The organism is Arthrobacter sp. Bi83 (genome assembly GCF_918698095.1).
In the GTDB taxonomy this organism is placed as follows: Bacteria; Actinomycetota; Actinomycetes; order Actinomycetales; family Micrococcaceae; genus Arthrobacter.
The window spans coordinates 13,990-30,272 of the sequence record NZ_CAKKLY010000014.1 but is presented as its reverse complement, the minus strand read 5'-3'; the positions used below and the strand labels follow the sequence as shown (position 1 = coordinate 30,272).

At 66.9% G+C, this 16,283-nt stretch carries 16 protein-coding genes and 1 riboswitch; of the genes, 9 read left to right on the top strand and 7 right to left on the bottom strand.

The genetic code is table 11. The features are described 5' to 3' along the window. Position 1: 1 nt before the first annotated feature. From LQ144_RS08820 to LQ144_RS08795, 6 genes are all read left to right on the top strand, one after another. Complete coding sequence (locus tag LQ144_RS08820) at positions 2-814, top strand: hypothetical protein (protein WP_230118185.1); 813 nt, start codon at positions 2-4, stop codon at positions 812-814. 10 nt (positions 815-824) lie between these two features. After that, positions 825-1,529, top strand: a complete 705-nt coding sequence (locus LQ144_RS08815; protein WP_230118184.1) for a LacI family DNA-binding transcriptional regulator — start codon at positions 825-827, stop codon at positions 1,527-1,529. Between the two features lie 429 nt (positions 1,530-1,958). Next, on the top strand, positions 1,959-2,867 hold the full coding sequence (locus LQ144_RS08810) for an ABC transporter ATP-binding protein (RefSeq protein WP_230118183.1): 909 nt from the start codon (positions 1,959-1,961) through the stop codon (positions 2,865-2,867). Beyond that, positions 2,867-3,778 (top strand): ABC transporter permease, encoded by a 912-nt coding sequence (locus tag LQ144_RS08805; RefSeq protein ID WP_230118182.1) that lies wholly within the window; start codon positions 2,867-2,869, stop codon positions 3,776-3,778. The genes LQ144_RS08810 and LQ144_RS08805 overlap by 1 nt, the downstream gene beginning before the upstream one ends. A gap of 33 nt (positions 3,779-3,811) precedes the next feature. Then, positions 3,812-5,212, top strand: coding sequence for an LLM class flavin-dependent oxidoreductase (locus tag LQ144_RS08800; protein WP_230118181.1), 1,401 nt, complete (start codon positions 3,812-3,814; stop codon positions 5,210-5,212). A gap of 19 nt (positions 5,213-5,231) precedes the next feature. Continuing rightward, positions 5,232-5,732, top strand: coding sequence for a flavin reductase family protein (locus tag LQ144_RS08795; RefSeq protein ID WP_230118180.1), 501 nt, complete (start codon positions 5,232-5,234; stop codon positions 5,730-5,732). Between the two features lie 30 nt (positions 5,733-5,762). Here the strand turns inward: LQ144_RS08795 and LQ144_RS08790 are convergent, their stop codons facing one another. Continuing rightward, positions 5,763-6,431 carry a GNAT family N-acetyltransferase gene (locus LQ144_RS08790; protein ID WP_230118179.1) on the bottom strand — a complete coding sequence of 223 codons (669 nt, stop codon included), beginning with the start codon at positions 6,429-6,431 and terminating at the stop codon, positions 5,763-5,765. Positions 6,432-6,647: 216 nt separating this feature from the next. On the opposite strand from LQ144_RS08790, the gene LQ144_RS08785 reads away from it, so the two are divergent. Further along, positions 6,648-7,250 carry an NAD(P)H-dependent oxidoreductase gene (locus tag LQ144_RS08785; protein WP_230118178.1) on the top strand — a complete coding sequence of 201 codons (603 nt, stop codon included), beginning with the start codon at positions 6,648-6,650 and terminating at the stop codon, positions 7,248-7,250. A gap of 15 nt (positions 7,251-7,265) precedes the next feature. On the opposite strand, the gene LQ144_RS08780 is transcribed toward LQ144_RS08785, so the two are convergent. Next, complete coding sequence (locus LQ144_RS08780; protein ID WP_230118177.1) at positions 7,266-8,288, bottom strand: bile acid:sodium symporter family protein; 1,023 nt, start codon at positions 8,286-8,288, stop codon at positions 7,266-7,268. A gap of 161 nt (positions 8,289-8,449) precedes the next feature. Between LQ144_RS08780 and LQ144_RS08775 the strand changes: the two genes are divergently transcribed. Next, positions 8,450-9,589 carry a GGDEF domain-containing protein gene (locus LQ144_RS08775; protein ID WP_230118176.1) on the top strand — a complete coding sequence of 380 codons (1,140 nt, stop codon included), beginning with the start codon at positions 8,450-8,452 and terminating at the stop codon, positions 9,587-9,589. 206 nt (positions 9,590-9,795) lie between these two features. On the opposite strand, the gene LQ144_RS08770 is transcribed toward LQ144_RS08775, so the two are convergent. The 3 genes from LQ144_RS08770 to LQ144_RS08760 all read right to left on the bottom strand — a co-directional run bounded on the left by LQ144_RS08770 (position 9,796) and on the right by LQ144_RS08760 (position 13,538). Continuing rightward, positions 9,796-10,608, bottom strand: a complete 813-nt coding sequence (locus LQ144_RS08770; protein ID WP_230118175.1) for an NlpC/P60 family protein — start codon at positions 10,606-10,608, stop codon at positions 9,796-9,798. Between the two features lie 3 nt (positions 10,609-10,611). Continuing rightward, positions 10,612-10,775: riboswitch (cyclic di-AMP (ydaO/yuaA leader) on the bottom strand. A 147-nt stretch (positions 10,776-10,922) separates the two neighbouring features. Continuing rightward, positions 10,923-12,425 carry a SulP family inorganic anion transporter gene (locus LQ144_RS08765; RefSeq protein WP_230118174.1) on the bottom strand — a complete coding sequence of 501 codons (1,503 nt, stop codon included), beginning with the start codon at positions 12,423-12,425 and terminating at the stop codon, positions 10,923-10,925. A gap of 6 nt (positions 12,426-12,431) precedes the next feature. Then, positions 12,432-13,538 carry a (p)ppGpp synthetase gene (locus tag LQ144_RS08760; RefSeq protein ID WP_230118173.1) on the bottom strand — a complete coding sequence of 369 codons (1,107 nt, stop codon included), beginning with the start codon at positions 13,536-13,538 and terminating at the stop codon, positions 12,432-12,434. A gap of 267 nt (positions 13,539-13,805) precedes the next feature. Between LQ144_RS08760 and LQ144_RS08755 the strand changes: the two genes are divergently transcribed. After that, positions 13,806-14,636, top strand: a complete 831-nt coding sequence (locus tag LQ144_RS08755; protein ID WP_230118241.1) for an alpha/beta hydrolase — start codon at positions 13,806-13,808, stop codon at positions 14,634-14,636. Between the two features lie 105 nt (positions 14,637-14,741). Here LQ144_RS08755 and LQ144_RS08750 read toward each other — a convergent pair whose 3' ends face one another. Both LQ144_RS08750 and LQ144_RS08745 read right to left on the bottom strand, forming a co-directional pair. Then, positions 14,742-15,503: a YcnI family protein gene (locus tag LQ144_RS08750; RefSeq protein WP_230118172.1), complete on the bottom strand. Its 762-nt coding sequence runs from the start codon at positions 15,501-15,503 to the stop codon at positions 14,742-14,744. Positions 15,504-15,619: 116 nt separating this feature from the next. Then, positions 15,620-16,234 carry a hypothetical protein gene (locus tag LQ144_RS08745; protein ID WP_230118171.1) on the bottom strand — a complete coding sequence of 205 codons (615 nt, stop codon included), beginning with the start codon at positions 16,232-16,234 and terminating at the stop codon, positions 15,620-15,622. Between the last annotated feature and the right edge of the window lie 49 nt (positions 16,235-16,283).

Here is a 16,283-nt window from a genome sequence, read left to right as displayed (position 1 = left end):
CATGAACCGAATTCTCCTCATCGCCCCGGCAGTGCTGCTGTCCCTCTCGCTCAGCGGTTGCACCGGCGGGGTCCAGTCCAGCCCCTCAGCCACCCCGGCCCCAGCCGCCTCTTCGTCTGCGGCCGCCGCAGCAGACCAGGTGCTGGCCCAGGCGGAGGAGGGGCAGGACCTGGGCAACGGCCGGCCGGTGGTCAGCAATGACGGGCTGATGGTGCGCCGCCGCGTGGTGATCGCCGTCCACTCAGAGCTGGACGCCGACGTCGCGGGCATCCGCAAGAAGCTGGAAGCGGCCGCGGGGAACACCAAGCTTTCCAACATCTCCCCGGACGTGCTCGAGCCCGCGGTGCTCCAGCAGGTGGTGCCCGAAGTCATCGTGGCACTCCCCGCCACAGCCACGCTCGACGACGGCCGCGCGATCGTGAACCGCGCCACCCAAGAGGGCACCGGGAAACTTGGCGTCAACAACTTCTTCGTCCTCCCGGCCCTGGTCCACGACCTCCGGTTCAGCGTGGGCTCCGCCAACCCCACGGCATTGTCGGCGGCCGTGGACAGGGAGGGAATCGTCTCCGACGCGCTGGGGAACTATGACACCGCCATTAAGGACGGACAGCTCAGCATCAGCTACACGGGACCGCTCCTGGGCGATGAAATCGTCCAAAGTGTCCGTACCGGCATCGCACGGCCGGCCCACGCGGCGGCGTCCACCGTTACAGTGGGCCCGAGGTCCACGACGGGAACCGGTGTGGACATGGCCATCGAGCCGGAGTGGGATCCGGAACAGCTCGCACCCATTACCGACCACCCGCACAAATGACGGCCGCAAAATGAAGCTTGGATCGAACCCCACTATCCGCGACGTTGCCAACAAGGCCGGGGTTTCCCTGACCACTGTGTCCTACGTGCTGTCCGGAAGACACGGCGGCACCACCAGGATCAGCCAACCAACCCAGGACCGTGTACTCGCCGCCGCAGCCGGCCTGGGCTACGTGGCCAACAAAGCGGCCCGCGGGATGCGGCTGGGCCGGACCGACGTGATCGCCATTGCCGTCGGTGACCTGGAATGGCCTCCGGACCGTGCGCTGGCCACGGCTGCCTCGGCCATCCTCCCGAAGCACGGTTACCAGTCGGTCATCATGCTCGGCGAGGCGTGGCGGCAGTTCATGCTCGCGGGCTGCGCGGACGGGATCATTGTGGCGGGCCTGCCGCGGGACGCCCGTGAGGACGGCACCGTCACGGAGTTGGCCAGGCGAGGAGTCGCGCAAGTCGTCATTTCGACGGCAATGCAGCCGGCCGGTTTTGATGTTCTGGTTCCCGGCGCTGCCCAGCAGGCGTCATCCGCCGCGGGTTCGGAATCGATTCCCGAACGGGCCGTCGCCATGCTCGTGGACCGGTTGGTGGGGAACGCACCGCCCGACGGCGTCCGTGTCGCAGCACCGCGACGGCTGACGCTGCGCGGCACCTCACTGGACGTTTACCGTGCGGTTCCGTCCGCCGTCGACGCCTTCTCCTCCCGGATCGCCCGCACCTAGGCGCGAACGGGGCCTCAAGTGTTCGTCCGCGCTCAAGCTGACGCTGTGCCTCGACGCTGCCGCGTAACAATCAACGTTGGGCGCCTCCCTTGCCCAGCCAGCCCCGGGGTGGCGCGTTTTACGACGGCTCCTGTCACATGCCGTAGCGGTACTTAGTCCCGGCGTCACAATGGCCCCTTGGCGGGCCGGAGCGCCCGAACTCAGCGGCTCAGAAGTCGCTGCGCGTCGCCCTTCTTACGGACTGTTGCCCTGTGTGTCCGCCCCGGCCCGTGACCGCCCGGACGGCTCCGGGCGGAAGCGCATTACGCCCGGTTTCCCCGCGTGAACAGGCCCTTCAGGCGCGCATTCATCTCTGTTCTGATGGTGGACAGAAGCCAACCACCGGCACCATCACGAATCTCAGACGACCTGCTGAAGGGAACCCCCGACATGACCTCCGGTACCGGCCCCCCACCGAAAATAAGCCTCGAGAACATCACCAAGAAATTCACTGTCCGGCCGACCAAGGAGAACCCCGAGGGGTCCGTCCTGACGGCACTCGACGGAATCTCCCTGGACATGTCCGCCGGCGAATTCATTACCCTCGTAGGCCCGAGCGGCTCCGGCAAAACCACACTCCTTGACCTCCTTGCCGGCCTGACCAAACCGGACACCGGCAGAGTCCTCGTGGACGGCAGGGAAGTCACGGGACCGGGCCGGGACCGCGCCGTCGTCTTCCAGCAGTACGCACTCTTCCCGTGGCGCACGGCGGCAGCGAATGTATCCTTCGGGCTTGAAGGAACGGGCAGCGACGGCAAGCGCTACAGCCGCAAGGAGCGTGCAGAAAAGGCCCGCGAATATCTGGACCTCGTAGGCCTGGGTGGTTTTGAGGACCGGTACCCCCATGAGCTCTCCGGCGGGATGAAACAGCGGGTGGCCATCGCACGCAGCCTGGCCTATGAGCCGGACGTCCTGCTCATGGACGAGCCGTTCGCGGCACTGGACGCACAGACGCGCGAGCAGCTTCAGACGGAACTGCTGCGCATCTGGGCCACCACCGGCAAGACCATCATTTTCATCACCCATGGCATTGACGAAGCCGTTTACCTGGGACAACGCGTGGCGGTGCTCAGTTCCCGGCCTGGCCGGCTCAAGCAGATCGTTGACATCGACGTCGGAGACCGGTCCGGAGATGAGGATGTCCGCTCCAACGCAGCGTTCGTTGAGCACCGGCACAAGGTCTGGTCGCTGCTTCACGACGAAGTCCGGCGGGCACAGGAAGCCGGGCACGCCAAGATCCAGCCGGACGGCTCAGCGCCGGACGAAGCAAGGAACGTCTCCACCGGAAAGGCAGCATGATGAGCACTCCGACACTGACAAAAGATCCAAACACCCTTGCCGCGCCGGCCCCGTCCCCGGCGACCAAAAGACGGGGAATCAAGCCGCGTTCCTGGGCTCCGAATACCGGCGCAGCCCGGTTCCGCTCAGGTGCCAGACGCGCTGGCCGGGGCATCTGGGGCTCCGGCGCCATCATCCTGTTCCTGCTGCTCTGGGAACTTGGCCCCATCTACCTGGCGCCCGCCTCGACACGCGTATTCCTTCCGCCGCTGCATGTGGTGCTTCAGGCCCTGGCCCGCCTCGTCGAGAACGGACAGCTGCAGAACCACCTGGCAGCGAGCCTCACCCGCTCGGCCAGCGGCTTCGGCATCGCCGTGGTGGCAGCCGTGGCCCTTGGCCTGCTGGTCGCCTGGTACCGGTCGCTGGACCAGTTTCTGAATCCCCTGCTGGAAGTCTTCCGGAACACGGCCGCGCTGGCGCTGCTGCCGGTCTTCACACTGCTCCTGGGGATCGGGGAAATATCAAAGATCAGCATCGTGGCCTACGCCGCATTCTTCCCGGTGCTGCTGAACACCATCGCCGGCGTGCGGACCGTGGATCCGCTGCTCATCCGCGCCGCCCGGTCCCTCGGGCTGTCCAACTTCCAGCTCTTCCAGAAGGTCATCCTGCCCTCTGCCGTGCCCACCATCTTCACGGGCATCCGGATGGCCGGGACATCCTCCATCCTGGTGCTCATCGCGGCCGAAATGGTGGGTGCCAAGGCCGGCCTGGGCTACCTGATCGTGAATTCGCAGATGAGCTTCCTCATCCCGGACATGTATGCGGGGATCCTGACCGTTTCGCTGCTCGGCCTGCTGGTCAACTACCTGCTGGTCGCCGTCGAACGTCATTTTTCCCGCTGGCGCACCGCCGTCGGATCCCAGGCCGCCTGAGCGGCGTCAGACTCTTCGAAAAGGAACCAAGCCATGACAAAACCATCCAAGCGCGACGCCGACGGCGGACGCCAGCTGCACCTGAACGCGTTCCTCATGAGCACCGGACACCACGAGGCATCGTGGCGGCTCCCGGAAAGCGACAGCTTCGCGGGCACGCAGGTGGCGCACTTCCAGCAGCTGGCCCGGACTGCCGAGCGCGGAACGTTCGATTCAATCTTCTTCGCCGATTCGCCGGTGCTCCATGGTGATGTTGGCCAGCGACCCTACGGCACGCTCGAGCCCACGCTGCTGCTCAGCGCCATCGCGGCCGTCACGGACCGGATCGGGCTGATCGCCACCGCCTCCACCACCTACAACGATCCTTACAACCTGGCCCGGCGATTTGCCTCACTGGACCACATCAGCGGCGGCCGGGCCGGCTGGAACGTGGTGACCACAGCCGGCGAGGCCGCCGCGCGGAACTTCTCGCTGGAAGACCAGCCGGCGCACTGGCGACGCTACGAGAGGGCGGCCGAATTCCTGGACGTTGCGCGGAAGCTCTGGGACAGCTGGGAGGACGAGGCGCCGGTAGGGGACAAGGCAGCCGGCGTCTGGGCGGACAGCTACCGTGTCCATGCCGTGAACCATACCGGCCGGTACTTCCGGATCCAGGGACCGCTGGACGCGCCCCGTCCGCCGCAGGGCCATCCGCTGATCGTCCAGGCCGGTTCCTCAGAGGACGGAAAGGACTTCGCGGCCCGCTACGCCGAGGCAGTCTTCACAGCGCAGCAGACGCTGGCGGAAGCCCAGCGGTTCTATGCGGACCTGAAAAGGAAGACCGCCGCCGTGGGAAGGGACCCGGAGACGATCAAGATCCTGCCGGGCATCGTCCCCATCATCGGCTCCACCGAGCAGGAAGCACGACGGCTGGAACGCCAGCTCGACGAGCTCATCCACCCCGAGCACGCGCGGAAGCAGCTGGCAGGCGTCCTGAGGGTTTCTCCGGAGTCCCTCCCGCTGGACGCCCAGCTGCCGGAAGACCTCCCCTCGGAGGATGAGATCGAGGGGGCCAAGAGCCGGTACACGCTGATCGTGGAGCTTGCGCGGCGGGAGCGGCTGACCGTCCGCCAGCTCATTGGGAGGCTTGGCGGCGGCCGCGGCCACCGCACGTTCTCCGGCACGCCGGAGCAGGTGGCCGACGCGATCCAGGAATGGTTCGAGAAGGGCGCGGCGGACGGGTTCAACATCATGCCGCCGGTGCTTCCCTCCGGGCTGGACGCCTTCGTGGACCACGTCATCCCCATCCTGCGCGCACGCGGGCTGTTCCGGCGCAAGTACACCGGGCGCACGCTCCGTGAACACTACGGGCTGGCCCGGCCGGCGAACACCTTCGCGGAAGCCGTTGACCTATCCGAACTGACGGGAAGAGAACTCCTTGTTTCTGAATCGTGAGCCCTTGAACCGTGAGCCTTTGAAGCGTGATCTGGACCCGTCCTCGCTGCGCGAAGCCTTCGGCCACGTCCCGTCAGCCGTAGCGGCGTTGTGCACCCTCGTGGACGGGGCTCCGCAGGGAATTGTGGCGTCGACCTTCACCGTGGGCGTGTCATTGGACCCGCCGCTGGTGATGTTTGCCGTGCAGAACAGCTCCCGCACCTGGCCGCTTGTCCGGGCAGGCGGACGGATCGGAGTCTCGGTGCTCGCTGCCTCCCAGCGCGACGTCTGCCGCCAGATTGCGTCGAAATCGGCGGAGCGCTTCGCCGGCGTCGACATCACCACCACCGGGCCGGGGGCAGTATTCCTGAACGACGCCGGGCTCTGGCTCGACTGCTCGGTGGAAAGCGAAGTCCCGGCCGGCGACCACTCGGTTGTCCTGCTTCGCGTCCACGGAACATCGGTCCGGGACAACAGCGGCGATCCGCTGGTCTTCCAAGGCTCTGAGTTCCGGAGCCTGGAGCAGCCGAGCTACGTCTAGCTATTGGTGCTTCCGGGCATGGGCTTCGCCTTACTTGACCGGGGGGCCGAAGGCGAAGCCTACGCCGGCGGGCACCAGCCGGAAAGCTAGAAGTCGATCCGCATCACTACCCGCCGGGGGGGTGGGCCTGCTGACCTCGGTGAATCCGGCCTCGGCGAAGATGCTTCGGCTGCCGACGTAGAGCTCGCCCCAGCTGAACTCCTGCCCCGGCTGGGTGATCATCGGATAGCCTTCGATCGCACGGGCGCCGCGCTCGCGGGCGAAGTCGACGGCGGCATTCGCCAGTGCGCGGCTGATGCCGCGGCGCCGGAAGCCGGTGCGGGTGACGAAGCAGGTCACGGCCCAGACGGCGTCGTCGTTTTTGTCTTCGGTCCGGTCTGCCCACGGGACGCGCATCCGGAGCAGGCGCACATATGCCGGGCGGGGCTCCACCGCGCACCAGCCGGCGGGTTCGCCGCCGAGGTAGGCGACGAGCCCGGTCGTGGCAAGTTTCTCTGGACTTCCGCAGCCGGTCTGCGCGCGGAGCCGCCGGGAGCGTTCCTCGACGGGAACTGAGCGCCAGTCCTTGTCCCGGATTTTGAACCACTGGCATTGGCATCTGGAGGCCTCGCCGCGTTGGCCCATGACCGCCTGAAGGTCATCCCAAGGCGTTTCATTGGCGGGCACCACCCGGATTCCCGCATCCGCCCCATCGGTCATCTGTATTGCACCGCCTCCCCAGGACCGACCGCCTCTACGAAACCGGCCGCTTCCCCGTGGCCGGTGGTAACGACGTTGCCAGCGCCGTCCGCGGACGTCAATATCCCCGGAGGTCACCGCGCTGCCCAGCGTCGGGAGGAAGCCCCGGGAAGAACCGCCCCCGGCCATTTGTTTAGTCAATGTGGCAAGCAAACAGTTCCGGAGGGGAGACCTGCCATGACAAGGATCGCGATCGTTCTTGGAAGCACCCGGCCGGGCCGGCTGGGAAAGCCGGTGGCGGACTGGGTCATGGCGCGCGCCGCCAAACGCACTGACGCCCGGTTCGAACTCCTTGACGTGGCCGACTACGACCTCCCGCTGCTCGACGAACCGCTCCCGCCGTCCCTGGGCCACCACGACCAGGAGCACACCAAAGCGTGGGCAGACGCAGTGACCCGGTTTGACGGCTACATCTTCGTGACCGGCGAATACAACCACTCGATTCCCGGTGCGCTCAAGAACGCCCTGGACTACGTCTACGAGGAATGGAACAACAAGGCGGCCGGCTTCGTCAGCTACGGCAGCGCGGGTGGAATCCGCGCCGTGGAGCACCTGCGGGGCGTGGCTGCTGAACTCCAGATGGCCGACGTCCGCGCCCAGGTAGCGCTGCCGCTGGCCACGGAATTTGAGAACTACCGGACCTTCACGCCCTCGGAGATGGCGGAAAAGAACCTGGAAAGGCTTTTCGGCCAGGTGGTCGCCTGGGCAGGGGCGCTGAAGGCGCTTCGCAAACCCGCCGCGGATCCCGGGAACCGTCCGCACTTGGCGGCGTCTGCTTAAGCGTCCGTTTCGCCTCTAGGAATCGCGCAGCGGCTTCCGGGCGAGCCACGCGGCCACGATCGCACCGGAGATGTTGTGCCACAGCGAGAAGACGGCCGACGGCAGCGCCGCCAGCGGGCTGAAGTGAGCGGTGGCGAGCGTTGCAGCCAGGCCCGAGTTCTGCATGCCCACCTCGAAAGCCAGCGCCCTGCGGGCCTTGTCGTCCAGGCGCCCCAGCTTCCCGGCGAGGTGTCCCAGCCCCAGCCCGAAGCCGTTATGCAGAACCACGGCGAGGAACACAATGCCCCCGGCGGCCACGATCTTGCTGGCGCTGCCAGCCACTACCACTGCCACAATCAGGGAAATTACGACGGCGGACGCCCACGGAAGTGCCGGCAGTGCCTTTGCGACCAGGTTCTTGAGGAACAGCCGCGCCAGCAGCCCGGCGATGACCGGCAACAAAACCGTCTTGACGATGTCGAGAACCATGCCCCCGGCGTCGATGCTCAGGAACGATCCGGCGAGGAAGAGCACCAGCACCGGAGTGACGATCGGGGCGATGAGCGTCGAAACGCTGGCGACGGCCACTGAGAGCGCAACATCGCCCTTGGCCAGGAACGCCATCACGTTGGAAGCCGTGCCGGAGGGTGCGCAACCCACCAGGATCAGGCCCACGGCAAGCGCGGGCTCCAAGTGAAGCAGCTGTGCGATCAGCCAGCCCGCTCCGGGCATGATCACGTAGTGGGCAACGATGCCGAGCACCACCGCCCAAGGCCGCTTGGCCACCGCCGCGAAATCCGGCGGCGTGAGCGTCAGGCCCATGCAGAACATGATGATGCCCAGCAGGTAAGGAACGCCGGGGCCAAGCGGTTTGAACGCACCGGGGAGAAGGAAGCCCGCCACGCCGGCGGCGAGCACCAGCAGGGGGAAAACGGTCACGGCGACGCGGGCAATCTTCGCCTCCGCGGCCAGCGCCGGGTTCAGGGGCTCGACGGCGGCGTCAGCGGCGAGCGGAGCGGCGAGCGGAGCGGTTTCGGGTTTTGTTGTTGCCTCAAGCATCCAATAATGCTGACACTGAATTGCGCGTCGGGGAAATTCGTGAACAGATGTCAGACAAATGTGTCGGCGCTTACAAAAATTTTGGTAAGCGTCCTGATAGTTGAGCCTTCAGCGGTGCGATACTGGGTCAGCAACGAATGGGGATTCGGGGGAGATGCGGCATGGTGCTCGACACGGCAACACTGCGGGTTGCCTTTGCCGTGATGGCTCTGGCCCTGGGTCTCTTGTTTTACTTCTCGGCTTTCCGCAGTACGCGCTCCCCGTACAGCGGGTGGTGGTGCCTCGCCTTGCTGCTGTTTCTCTCGGGTTCCGCCTGCTTTCTCCTCAACGGCACGCCCCAGCAGTGGTGGGCCAATACGTTGGGGAATATCCTGCTCGTTGCCGGTGCGTCCAGTGCCTGGGCAGGCGCGCGTTCGCTGCGAACGCCGGGATACAACTTCTGGCTCCTCACCGCCGTGCCCGTCTCCGCGGGAATAGCTTCCGCTGTTGATCACCCCGGTTCGAACATCTGGTCCGGCGGCGCCGTTTTCCTGGCGTCGATGTCCCTGATGATCGGCCTCACGGCACGCGAACTGTGGCGCTTGGAGCCGGGCTATTCAAGGGTCCGTATACCCATGGCCATCGTGGCTGCGGGCGTGTCGGCGTTCTACCTGGGCCGGCTGGTCGTGTTTATCGCCGAGGGCCCGAACAGCCCAACGTTTGTCGCCTACTTCGGGTCCGCCATAACCACGCTTGTCACCATGGTGCTCCTGGCGGTGGTTTCGTTCAGCATGGCCGGGCTCAGTACCGAACAGCAGACGCGGGCGCTGCGAACCGTCGCCACCCAGGACGGCCTCACGGGCCTTCTCAACCGTTCTGCGTTCCTGGACAGAGCAGCCAAGCAGTTGCGCCGCAGCCCGCTGACCGAGAGCTTTGGATCGCTGATCCTGGCGGACCTTGATCACTTCAAATCCATCAATGACACCTACGGCCACGCGGCCGGCGATCTGGCGCTTCGGGCCTTCGCCGACGCCTGCCGCGCGACCGTCCGCTCAACTGACATCGTGGGCAGGTATGGCGGCGAGGAGTTCATCCTGGTGGTACCGGGGGCAAGCCCCTACCGCGCCGAGACCATCACGGCGGAGATCAGCCGTCGGCTCGCCGACGGCGCCCTGCCCGATGTGCCCAGGATGCCCACGGTCAGTTACGGCATCGCGCTGATCGAAGCCGGAACGGCAAGCCTGGACCAGCCGATCGCGGCCGCCGATGCCGCGCTGTACGAGGCAAAGTCCCGGGGGCGCAACCGCAGCGTGCAGGGCTAAGTGGGGCGGGCCCGCCGAGCACGAAAGAGCCGGTGCACCGCTGCCCCCAAGGCAGCGGAACACCGGCTCGTTCCAGCGCGCGGCTCGTTCCAGCGCGCGGCTCGTTCCAGCGCGCGGCTCGTTCCAGCGCGCGGCTCGTTGCAGCGCGCGGCTCGTTGCAGCGCGCGGCTGGAGTGCGCGGTGATGCGCACAGCGAATGCGGGCTGTTAGGCGTGGGCTCGCACGAAGGTGACCGGACCCGTGGCTGTCAGCCAGGACAGCGGGTGCACCACGGTCTCGTTGACACCGTTCATGCCGCCGCTGAGGACCTTGCCTCCGCCGACGAAGATTCCCACGTGGCCGGACTGCACAACCATGTCTCCGGGCTGGGGGGTGGAGACGACGGATCCGTAGTTCATGAACTGCATCGGAGCGAGGTCGCCCACCGGAATGCCGGAAGCGCCCAGGGCCTTCTCCACCATCGCGGTGCAGTCCTGGGTGATCCCCAGCTGTGCGTAGGCCGCCGAGACCATCGAGGCGTTCACGCTGCCGGCTGCTGCTGCGTGAGCAGGAGCCTTTGCGGGGGCCGGGGCGGCCTGGACGGTGATCTTCGGAGCCGGCGCGATTTTCGGTGCCGGAGCGGCAACAGGTGCAGCAATCGGAGCGGCAGCAGGTGCCGGGGCAGCAGCGGGGGTTGCGGGGGCCGGTGCTTCAACCACGGGCGCTTCCACCACGGGTGCCGGGGTGGACTTCACGGCGGGGCGCTCGAAGTCGATCTTGACGCTGGCGTCCGCGCTCAGCGGCGCTTGTACGTGGCTGACGGCTTCGGGGGCCGCGGCCGGGGCCGCGTTCTTCTGGGCCGGGGCGCTGGCGGCGTTCGCTGCCATGCTGCCGGTGAAGGCAAGTCCCGATGCTGCGAGGATGACGGCGGCCTGGCGTCCCAGTCCTCCGGCGTTGGCCGTGACAGCGCGGGAGACGGAAGCGAAGCGGTTTGAACGGCTGGCCGCTGTGCGGCGGGCAGGGGTAGTGCGTGACGACATGAAGGAGCCTCTCCCGATGCCTGCGAGGTGAGCTGTCGGATTCGGATGGGAGACACCCGGCCGCGCGCCTGAACGGAATCAGGAACTGTGCGGCTTCACCCCAAGGCCCGTAGAAACAGGCCGAAAATTGGTTTCCCCGTCTCTGCCGGACATGGTCTTCGAGAGGATCCCGGGCTGCGGCAGAGTTAGGCAATCAGCGCGGGAGCGCCCTCCTCGGTGAGGAAGGCACGGTTTCAACGGTACGCGAGCGAACGCCGAAAGTCACATTAAGGTAACGACACGCTGTTATGTGCGGGATTTTTGGGCTGTATGCATTAGTGCCCGGCGTTGAGTTTACCGGCCAGCCTTTCGCGCATCTGGATGCTGGCAGAGTTCAGGCCGATCAGCTCAACCTCCCGGCCGTGGCGCCGGTACTTCTCCGTCACCGCGTCCAGTACGGCGACGGTGGAGGCGTCCCAGAGGTGCGAGGCGTGCAGGTCGATGACCACTCCGGAGATGCGCGGCTCGGCGTCCTGGGCGTAGTCGAACTGCGTGTAGAGGTCGTTGGAGGAGGCGAAGAACAGTTCGCCGTCTACGGTGTACGTGGCCACGGTCCTGCCGTTCAGCTCCACCTCGGTCCGTTCAACGGTGGCGAAGTGGGCCACGCGCCGGGCGAACATGGCCATCGCCGCGAGCACCCCGACGCCGACGCCGATCGCCAGGTTGTGCGTCGCCACCACGGTGGCCACGGTAATCACCATGACAGCGGTCTCGGACCTCGGCATGCGCTTCAGGGTCTTCGGAGCCACCGAGTGCCAGTCGAAGGTGATAGCCGAAACGAAAATCATGACGGCCACCAGGGCGGCCATGGGGATCAGCCCCACGACGTCGCCCAACACCACCACCAGCACCAGCAGGAAGACGCCGGCCAGGAAGGTGGAGATCCGGCTCCGCGCACCGGAGCTCTTCACGTTGATCATGGTCTGGCCGATCACGGCACAGCCGCCCATGCCGCCCAGGAAACCGGTGAGGATGTTAGCCACGCCCTGCCCCCAGGATTCACGGGTCTTGTTGGAGCGAGTGTCCGTGATGTCATCCACGAACTTGGCTGTCATGAGTGATTCCAGCAGTCCCACGAGCGCCATGGACAGTGCAAAGGGCGCGACCACCTGGAGCGTCTCCCAGGTCAGGGGAACGTTGGGGATGAATACCGAGGGGAGGCTTTCCGGCAGCTGCCCCTTGTCCTGGACGGCGGGGACTTCGATGCCGGTAAGGACGGTGACGACGGTGAGCAGCACGATCGCCACCAGCGGCGACGGCACCGCCGTCGTGATTCGGGGAAGGCCGACGACGATCAGAAGCCCCGCTGCCACCAGCGGATAAACGAGCCACGGGACACCGATGAGTTCAGGCAGCTGGGCCATGAATACGAGGATGGCCAGCGCGTTGACGAACCCCACCATCACGGAGCGGGGGATGAAGCGCATGAGCCGTGTGACGCCGAGGGCAGCCAGCAGGATCTGGAACACGCCGGCCAGGATCACTGCGGAAATCAGGTAGTCCAGCCCGTGGCTTCGCATCAGCGGGGCGATCACCAGGGCCACGGCACCCGTGGCTGCCGAGATCATGGCGGGCCGGCCGCCCACGAAGGAGATGGTCACGGCCATGGTGAAGGAGGCGAACAGGCCGATCCGGGGATCCACCCCGGCGATCACCGAGAAGGCGATGGCCTCAGGGATCAGGGCGAGGGCCACCACGAGGCCTGCCAGCGCCTCGGTTTTGAGGCGGCGCGGGGAGCGGAGTGTTGCCCGGACGGACTGGAGCTGTTCGGGTTTCATGGGTCCCTACTTCTTGGTCTGGCGGTAGCGCTCGATCTGTTTCAGCCGCCGCAGGAGGCTGTCGCGCCGCGGGTGTGGAACGGCGTCGGGCGCCTCTGCAGTGAGGTCAATGTGTTTGGTGCCGTACTGCCAGAGGAGGAGGTCATCCAGCAGCCGGTCCGGGCCGGGGGAGTAGCGGTGGTCCAGGGCCTTGCGGACCTCAGTGATGCGGTTGGCGCTGAGGAGGCCGGCGAGCTGGACCGTCTGGTTCAGGCCGTGGGCTGCCATGAGTTCGGCGGCCCAGCCCCAGTCGTCATCCACTTTTCGGTCTACGTGCGGCAGCAGCGTACGCCAGACGTCGCGGATGCGGTTGGGCGTGAGCTGCGCCGCGCCCTCACCCTCCAGATCCCAGTAGCCGCGGACCTCCTCGTAGCGTTCATGCAGGTCCGCGAAGGCGCTCTCGACGGTTTCCAGCATGGCGGCCGTGGCCGTGAACTGGCGGTCGAAATGCGGAGTCCATGCCCGGGGGTCCTCGGCCTTGAAGCGGATGTCATGCTCGATCTCGCTCCACGCGTGCGCAAACACCGTGCGGATCTGGCATTCGAAGAAGTAGCTGCCGTTGGGCTGTGCTTCGGAGTTTAAGACGTGCTGGTACTCCTTGACGGCCTCGTTCTGGATGGTCCGCAGGATCAGGTGGCGGCTGGAGTAGCCGTAGGTCCCGGACTCAATGGAGCCGATGTCCTTCTCGCGGTCGCCGCGGCAGTCGAACAGCTGGCGCTGCCGTTTGATGAGGTTGGCCACCACGGCGTTTTCCGTGGGCAGCTTGGTGATGACGCGGACGCCCACCATGTCATTGAGCGTGCGGAACGGATCGGGGAACTTCAGCACCCTCGGGCCATCCGGCTCCAGGGACTCCTCAGTCCGCGAGATTTTTTCCCGGAAGGACTCCACGGTCTTGGTGCGGCCGGTGACGAACAGCGGCGTGACCTCGGTGTCCTTAAGCATGGTCCGGAGAGTCAGCAGGACCTCGCGGGTGACAAGCTTCAGGGCAGGCCGGACGCGCTCATAGAGTTCCACGTTTTCCTGCACGGAGTCGCGCTGACTGACGTCCAGGCGATCCCAGTTGCTTGCCATGCTCCCAAACTATCAAGGGCGTGCGACAGTCGCAGGTGTGACACCACCCGCTGCTGCCGTCGTCGGTCAGGTTGTCGGCGGTCTTCAACGCGCGGACGGCCGGGCGGCTCACCCTTCCGCGCGCCGGGAGCGGCGTCACTGTAGGCTCGGCACATGGCTGATGTGCGCCGTCGGACCCCGCTTTCCCATGGACTGCCGGGCACCGCGGCAGTGGTGACGCCGGAGGCGCTGGTCGCCTCCTGCCCACCGGGACCCAAGGAGGATGCAGTGAAGCGGCAGAAGTACCAGTACGGTGACCACCCCAGCCAATGGGGCGAGCTCTTCCTGCCGGAAACGCCGCCGCCGTCCTCGTCCCGGAACCCCAGGCGTCCGGCATTCCGCGGCGTGGTGGTGGTCATCCATGGCGGCTACTGGCGCTCGCAGTACGGTGCCGAGCTGGGCGAGCCACTGGCCAAGGACCTTGCGGCCCACGGGATGGCGGCCTGGAACCTGGAATACCGCCGGGCAGGCAACGGCGGCGGCTGGCCCCACACCTTCGAGGACGTGCTGGCGGGGATCGACAAACTCCGCGGAATCGCGGACGAGCACGGACTTGACCTTGGCCGCGTGGTGGCGCTGGGGCACTCCGCCGGCGGCCACCTCGCCGTCTGGGCCGCCGGCCGGGACCGGCTGGCAGGACTTGGCACCCCGGACGCTGACCGGCAGGTCCTGCGGAACCTCAATGGCGAGGCCGTGCATCTGACGGGAGTGGTCAGCCAGTCCGGGCTGCTCAACCTCGCCCAGGCCGACTGGCTTGATCTCAGCAACGGGGCTGTGACCAACCTGATGGGCGGCTCGGCCGGAAAGTATCCCAAGCGCCACAAATATGCGGACCCCATGAGCGCGGTTCCGCTGGACGTGCCGGTCTACGCGGTCCATGGCCTTGACGACGACACCGTTCCGATGAGCCAGTCCGAAGCCTATGCCGCGGCGGCCCGAGCCGCGGGGGCACCGGTCCAGGTGGTGAAAGTCCCGGGCGACCACTTCGCGCTGATCGACCCGAAGGCCTCGTCCTACCGGAAATGCCGGGAACTCGTGCAGGAGCTGCTCGGACTTTAGGTGCAGCGGTGAACCGCTTTCTGGAAGCGAAACCGCCGCCGGCGAGGCCAGCGGCGGTTTCGTTGAAGCGATTGCCGGCGGGCAGTGCCGGCGCGGGTCAGCGGGTCAGCTGGTCCTGGCAGTCCGCGTGCGGGCCAGGGCGGTCCCGCCGGCGGCGAGGCCGATCAGTCCGGCGGCGAGTCCGACCCAGCCGGCGACGTCGCCGCCGTTGGACGATGTTGCCGCGGCAGGAGTCGTTGACGAGGCCTCGGTGGCTGAATGTGCCGTCTCAGCCGTTTCGCCTGCTGTCGTGACAAAGGACGGCGCCGGGTGGGACTCTTGCTCCTCTGTCGCCGGCGTTGAGGAGGCCGTCGCGGTGTGATCGTGTGCGGCCTCTGCCTTGTCGGACCAGTTGACGGTGGTCCCGTCGGTGTAGCCCTGCACGGCAGGCAAGGTCACGGTGGTTCCGGCGCCGGGAAGCCTGCCCACGGAAAGGGTGAAGGTCTGGAATTCGTTCTGCCCGATCTGGTGTGCAGTGTCGGCAGTCCAGACGACGCTTGAGGGTGCCTTGGTTATGGTGGCCCCGTCCACCTTCACCGGTTTGGGCAGGCTGGCGGTGATGACCTGGGCCTTCCAGCCGTCCATGGGCTTGACCGACACCGAGGTCAGCGGCGTATCTGTGGGGAGCTTGACCTCGAGCCGGTTGGTCTTGGCGGTGGGGGACTCGTTCGGGACGCTGAAGGTCAGCTTGGTGAATCCGCCCTCGGCGGTCGCGGACGGATCGACGGTGACGTGCGCTGTGGCGGCGGCGGCGCCGGCGGCCAGGAGTCCTGCGGCCATGGTGGTGGCGGCAGCAGTCTTGAGGGTACGGCGAACGGAGGTCTTCATGGCGGGAGTGCCTTTCACAAGTAAAAACGGATCAGGAACGGGCGGCCGGTGCGGCGGCCCGGGACAGCGGCGAAGCGCCGCCGTCGGCCCCTGTCCGTGGATGAAAGGGGCTGGCTCTAGGCGGCGGGCGCGAACACGGGAGGACCCCGCCGGGTGGGCAGCCGCAGCCCAAGGCGAGCCGGGCGAAGGATGGCGGTCACCGTGCAGGGCCCGGGAATCCTGGCCGGAACGATGGCGGCAGGTTCGGGCGGCCGCAGCAACGGGCGCAGCCAGGAGGCCAGGATCCCGAGGGCCTGTTCGCCGCGGGCCAGGAGAAGCGCGGCGCCCAGCGTCGCCACAGTGTGGACGGCAAACATGAAGCCGTCGGGCGCGGACGAATGGATCGGCGTGGCCATCAACGTCTCGTGGACCAGGGATGTCCCCGGGTGCGCGGCGTGGCCGGCAAGAAGAGCCTGTGGAACCCCGGCCGGGGGCGACGCGGCGGACAGGGTGTTGAAGGCCCAGTGAAGCCAGAGCTGTCCGGCGCCGAGGAGGCCGGTCAGTACCGGAAACGACAGCCGGAATCGGGTCAGCGCAGCCACCGGGACCATGGTCACGGCACACAAAGCCGCCAGGATGGCCGGTTGCGGAAGCAGGCCCCCGCCGCCCAGGTGCCCACCGGCCGCGAAACCTAGGACGATTGACCCGATCAGCCCGGTGCGGAAAAGCCGGAACGAGGCACGGGGCATCATCGGCGGTCCTTTCCGGAAGATCAACGGTCACAGCAGCGGTGGCACAAAT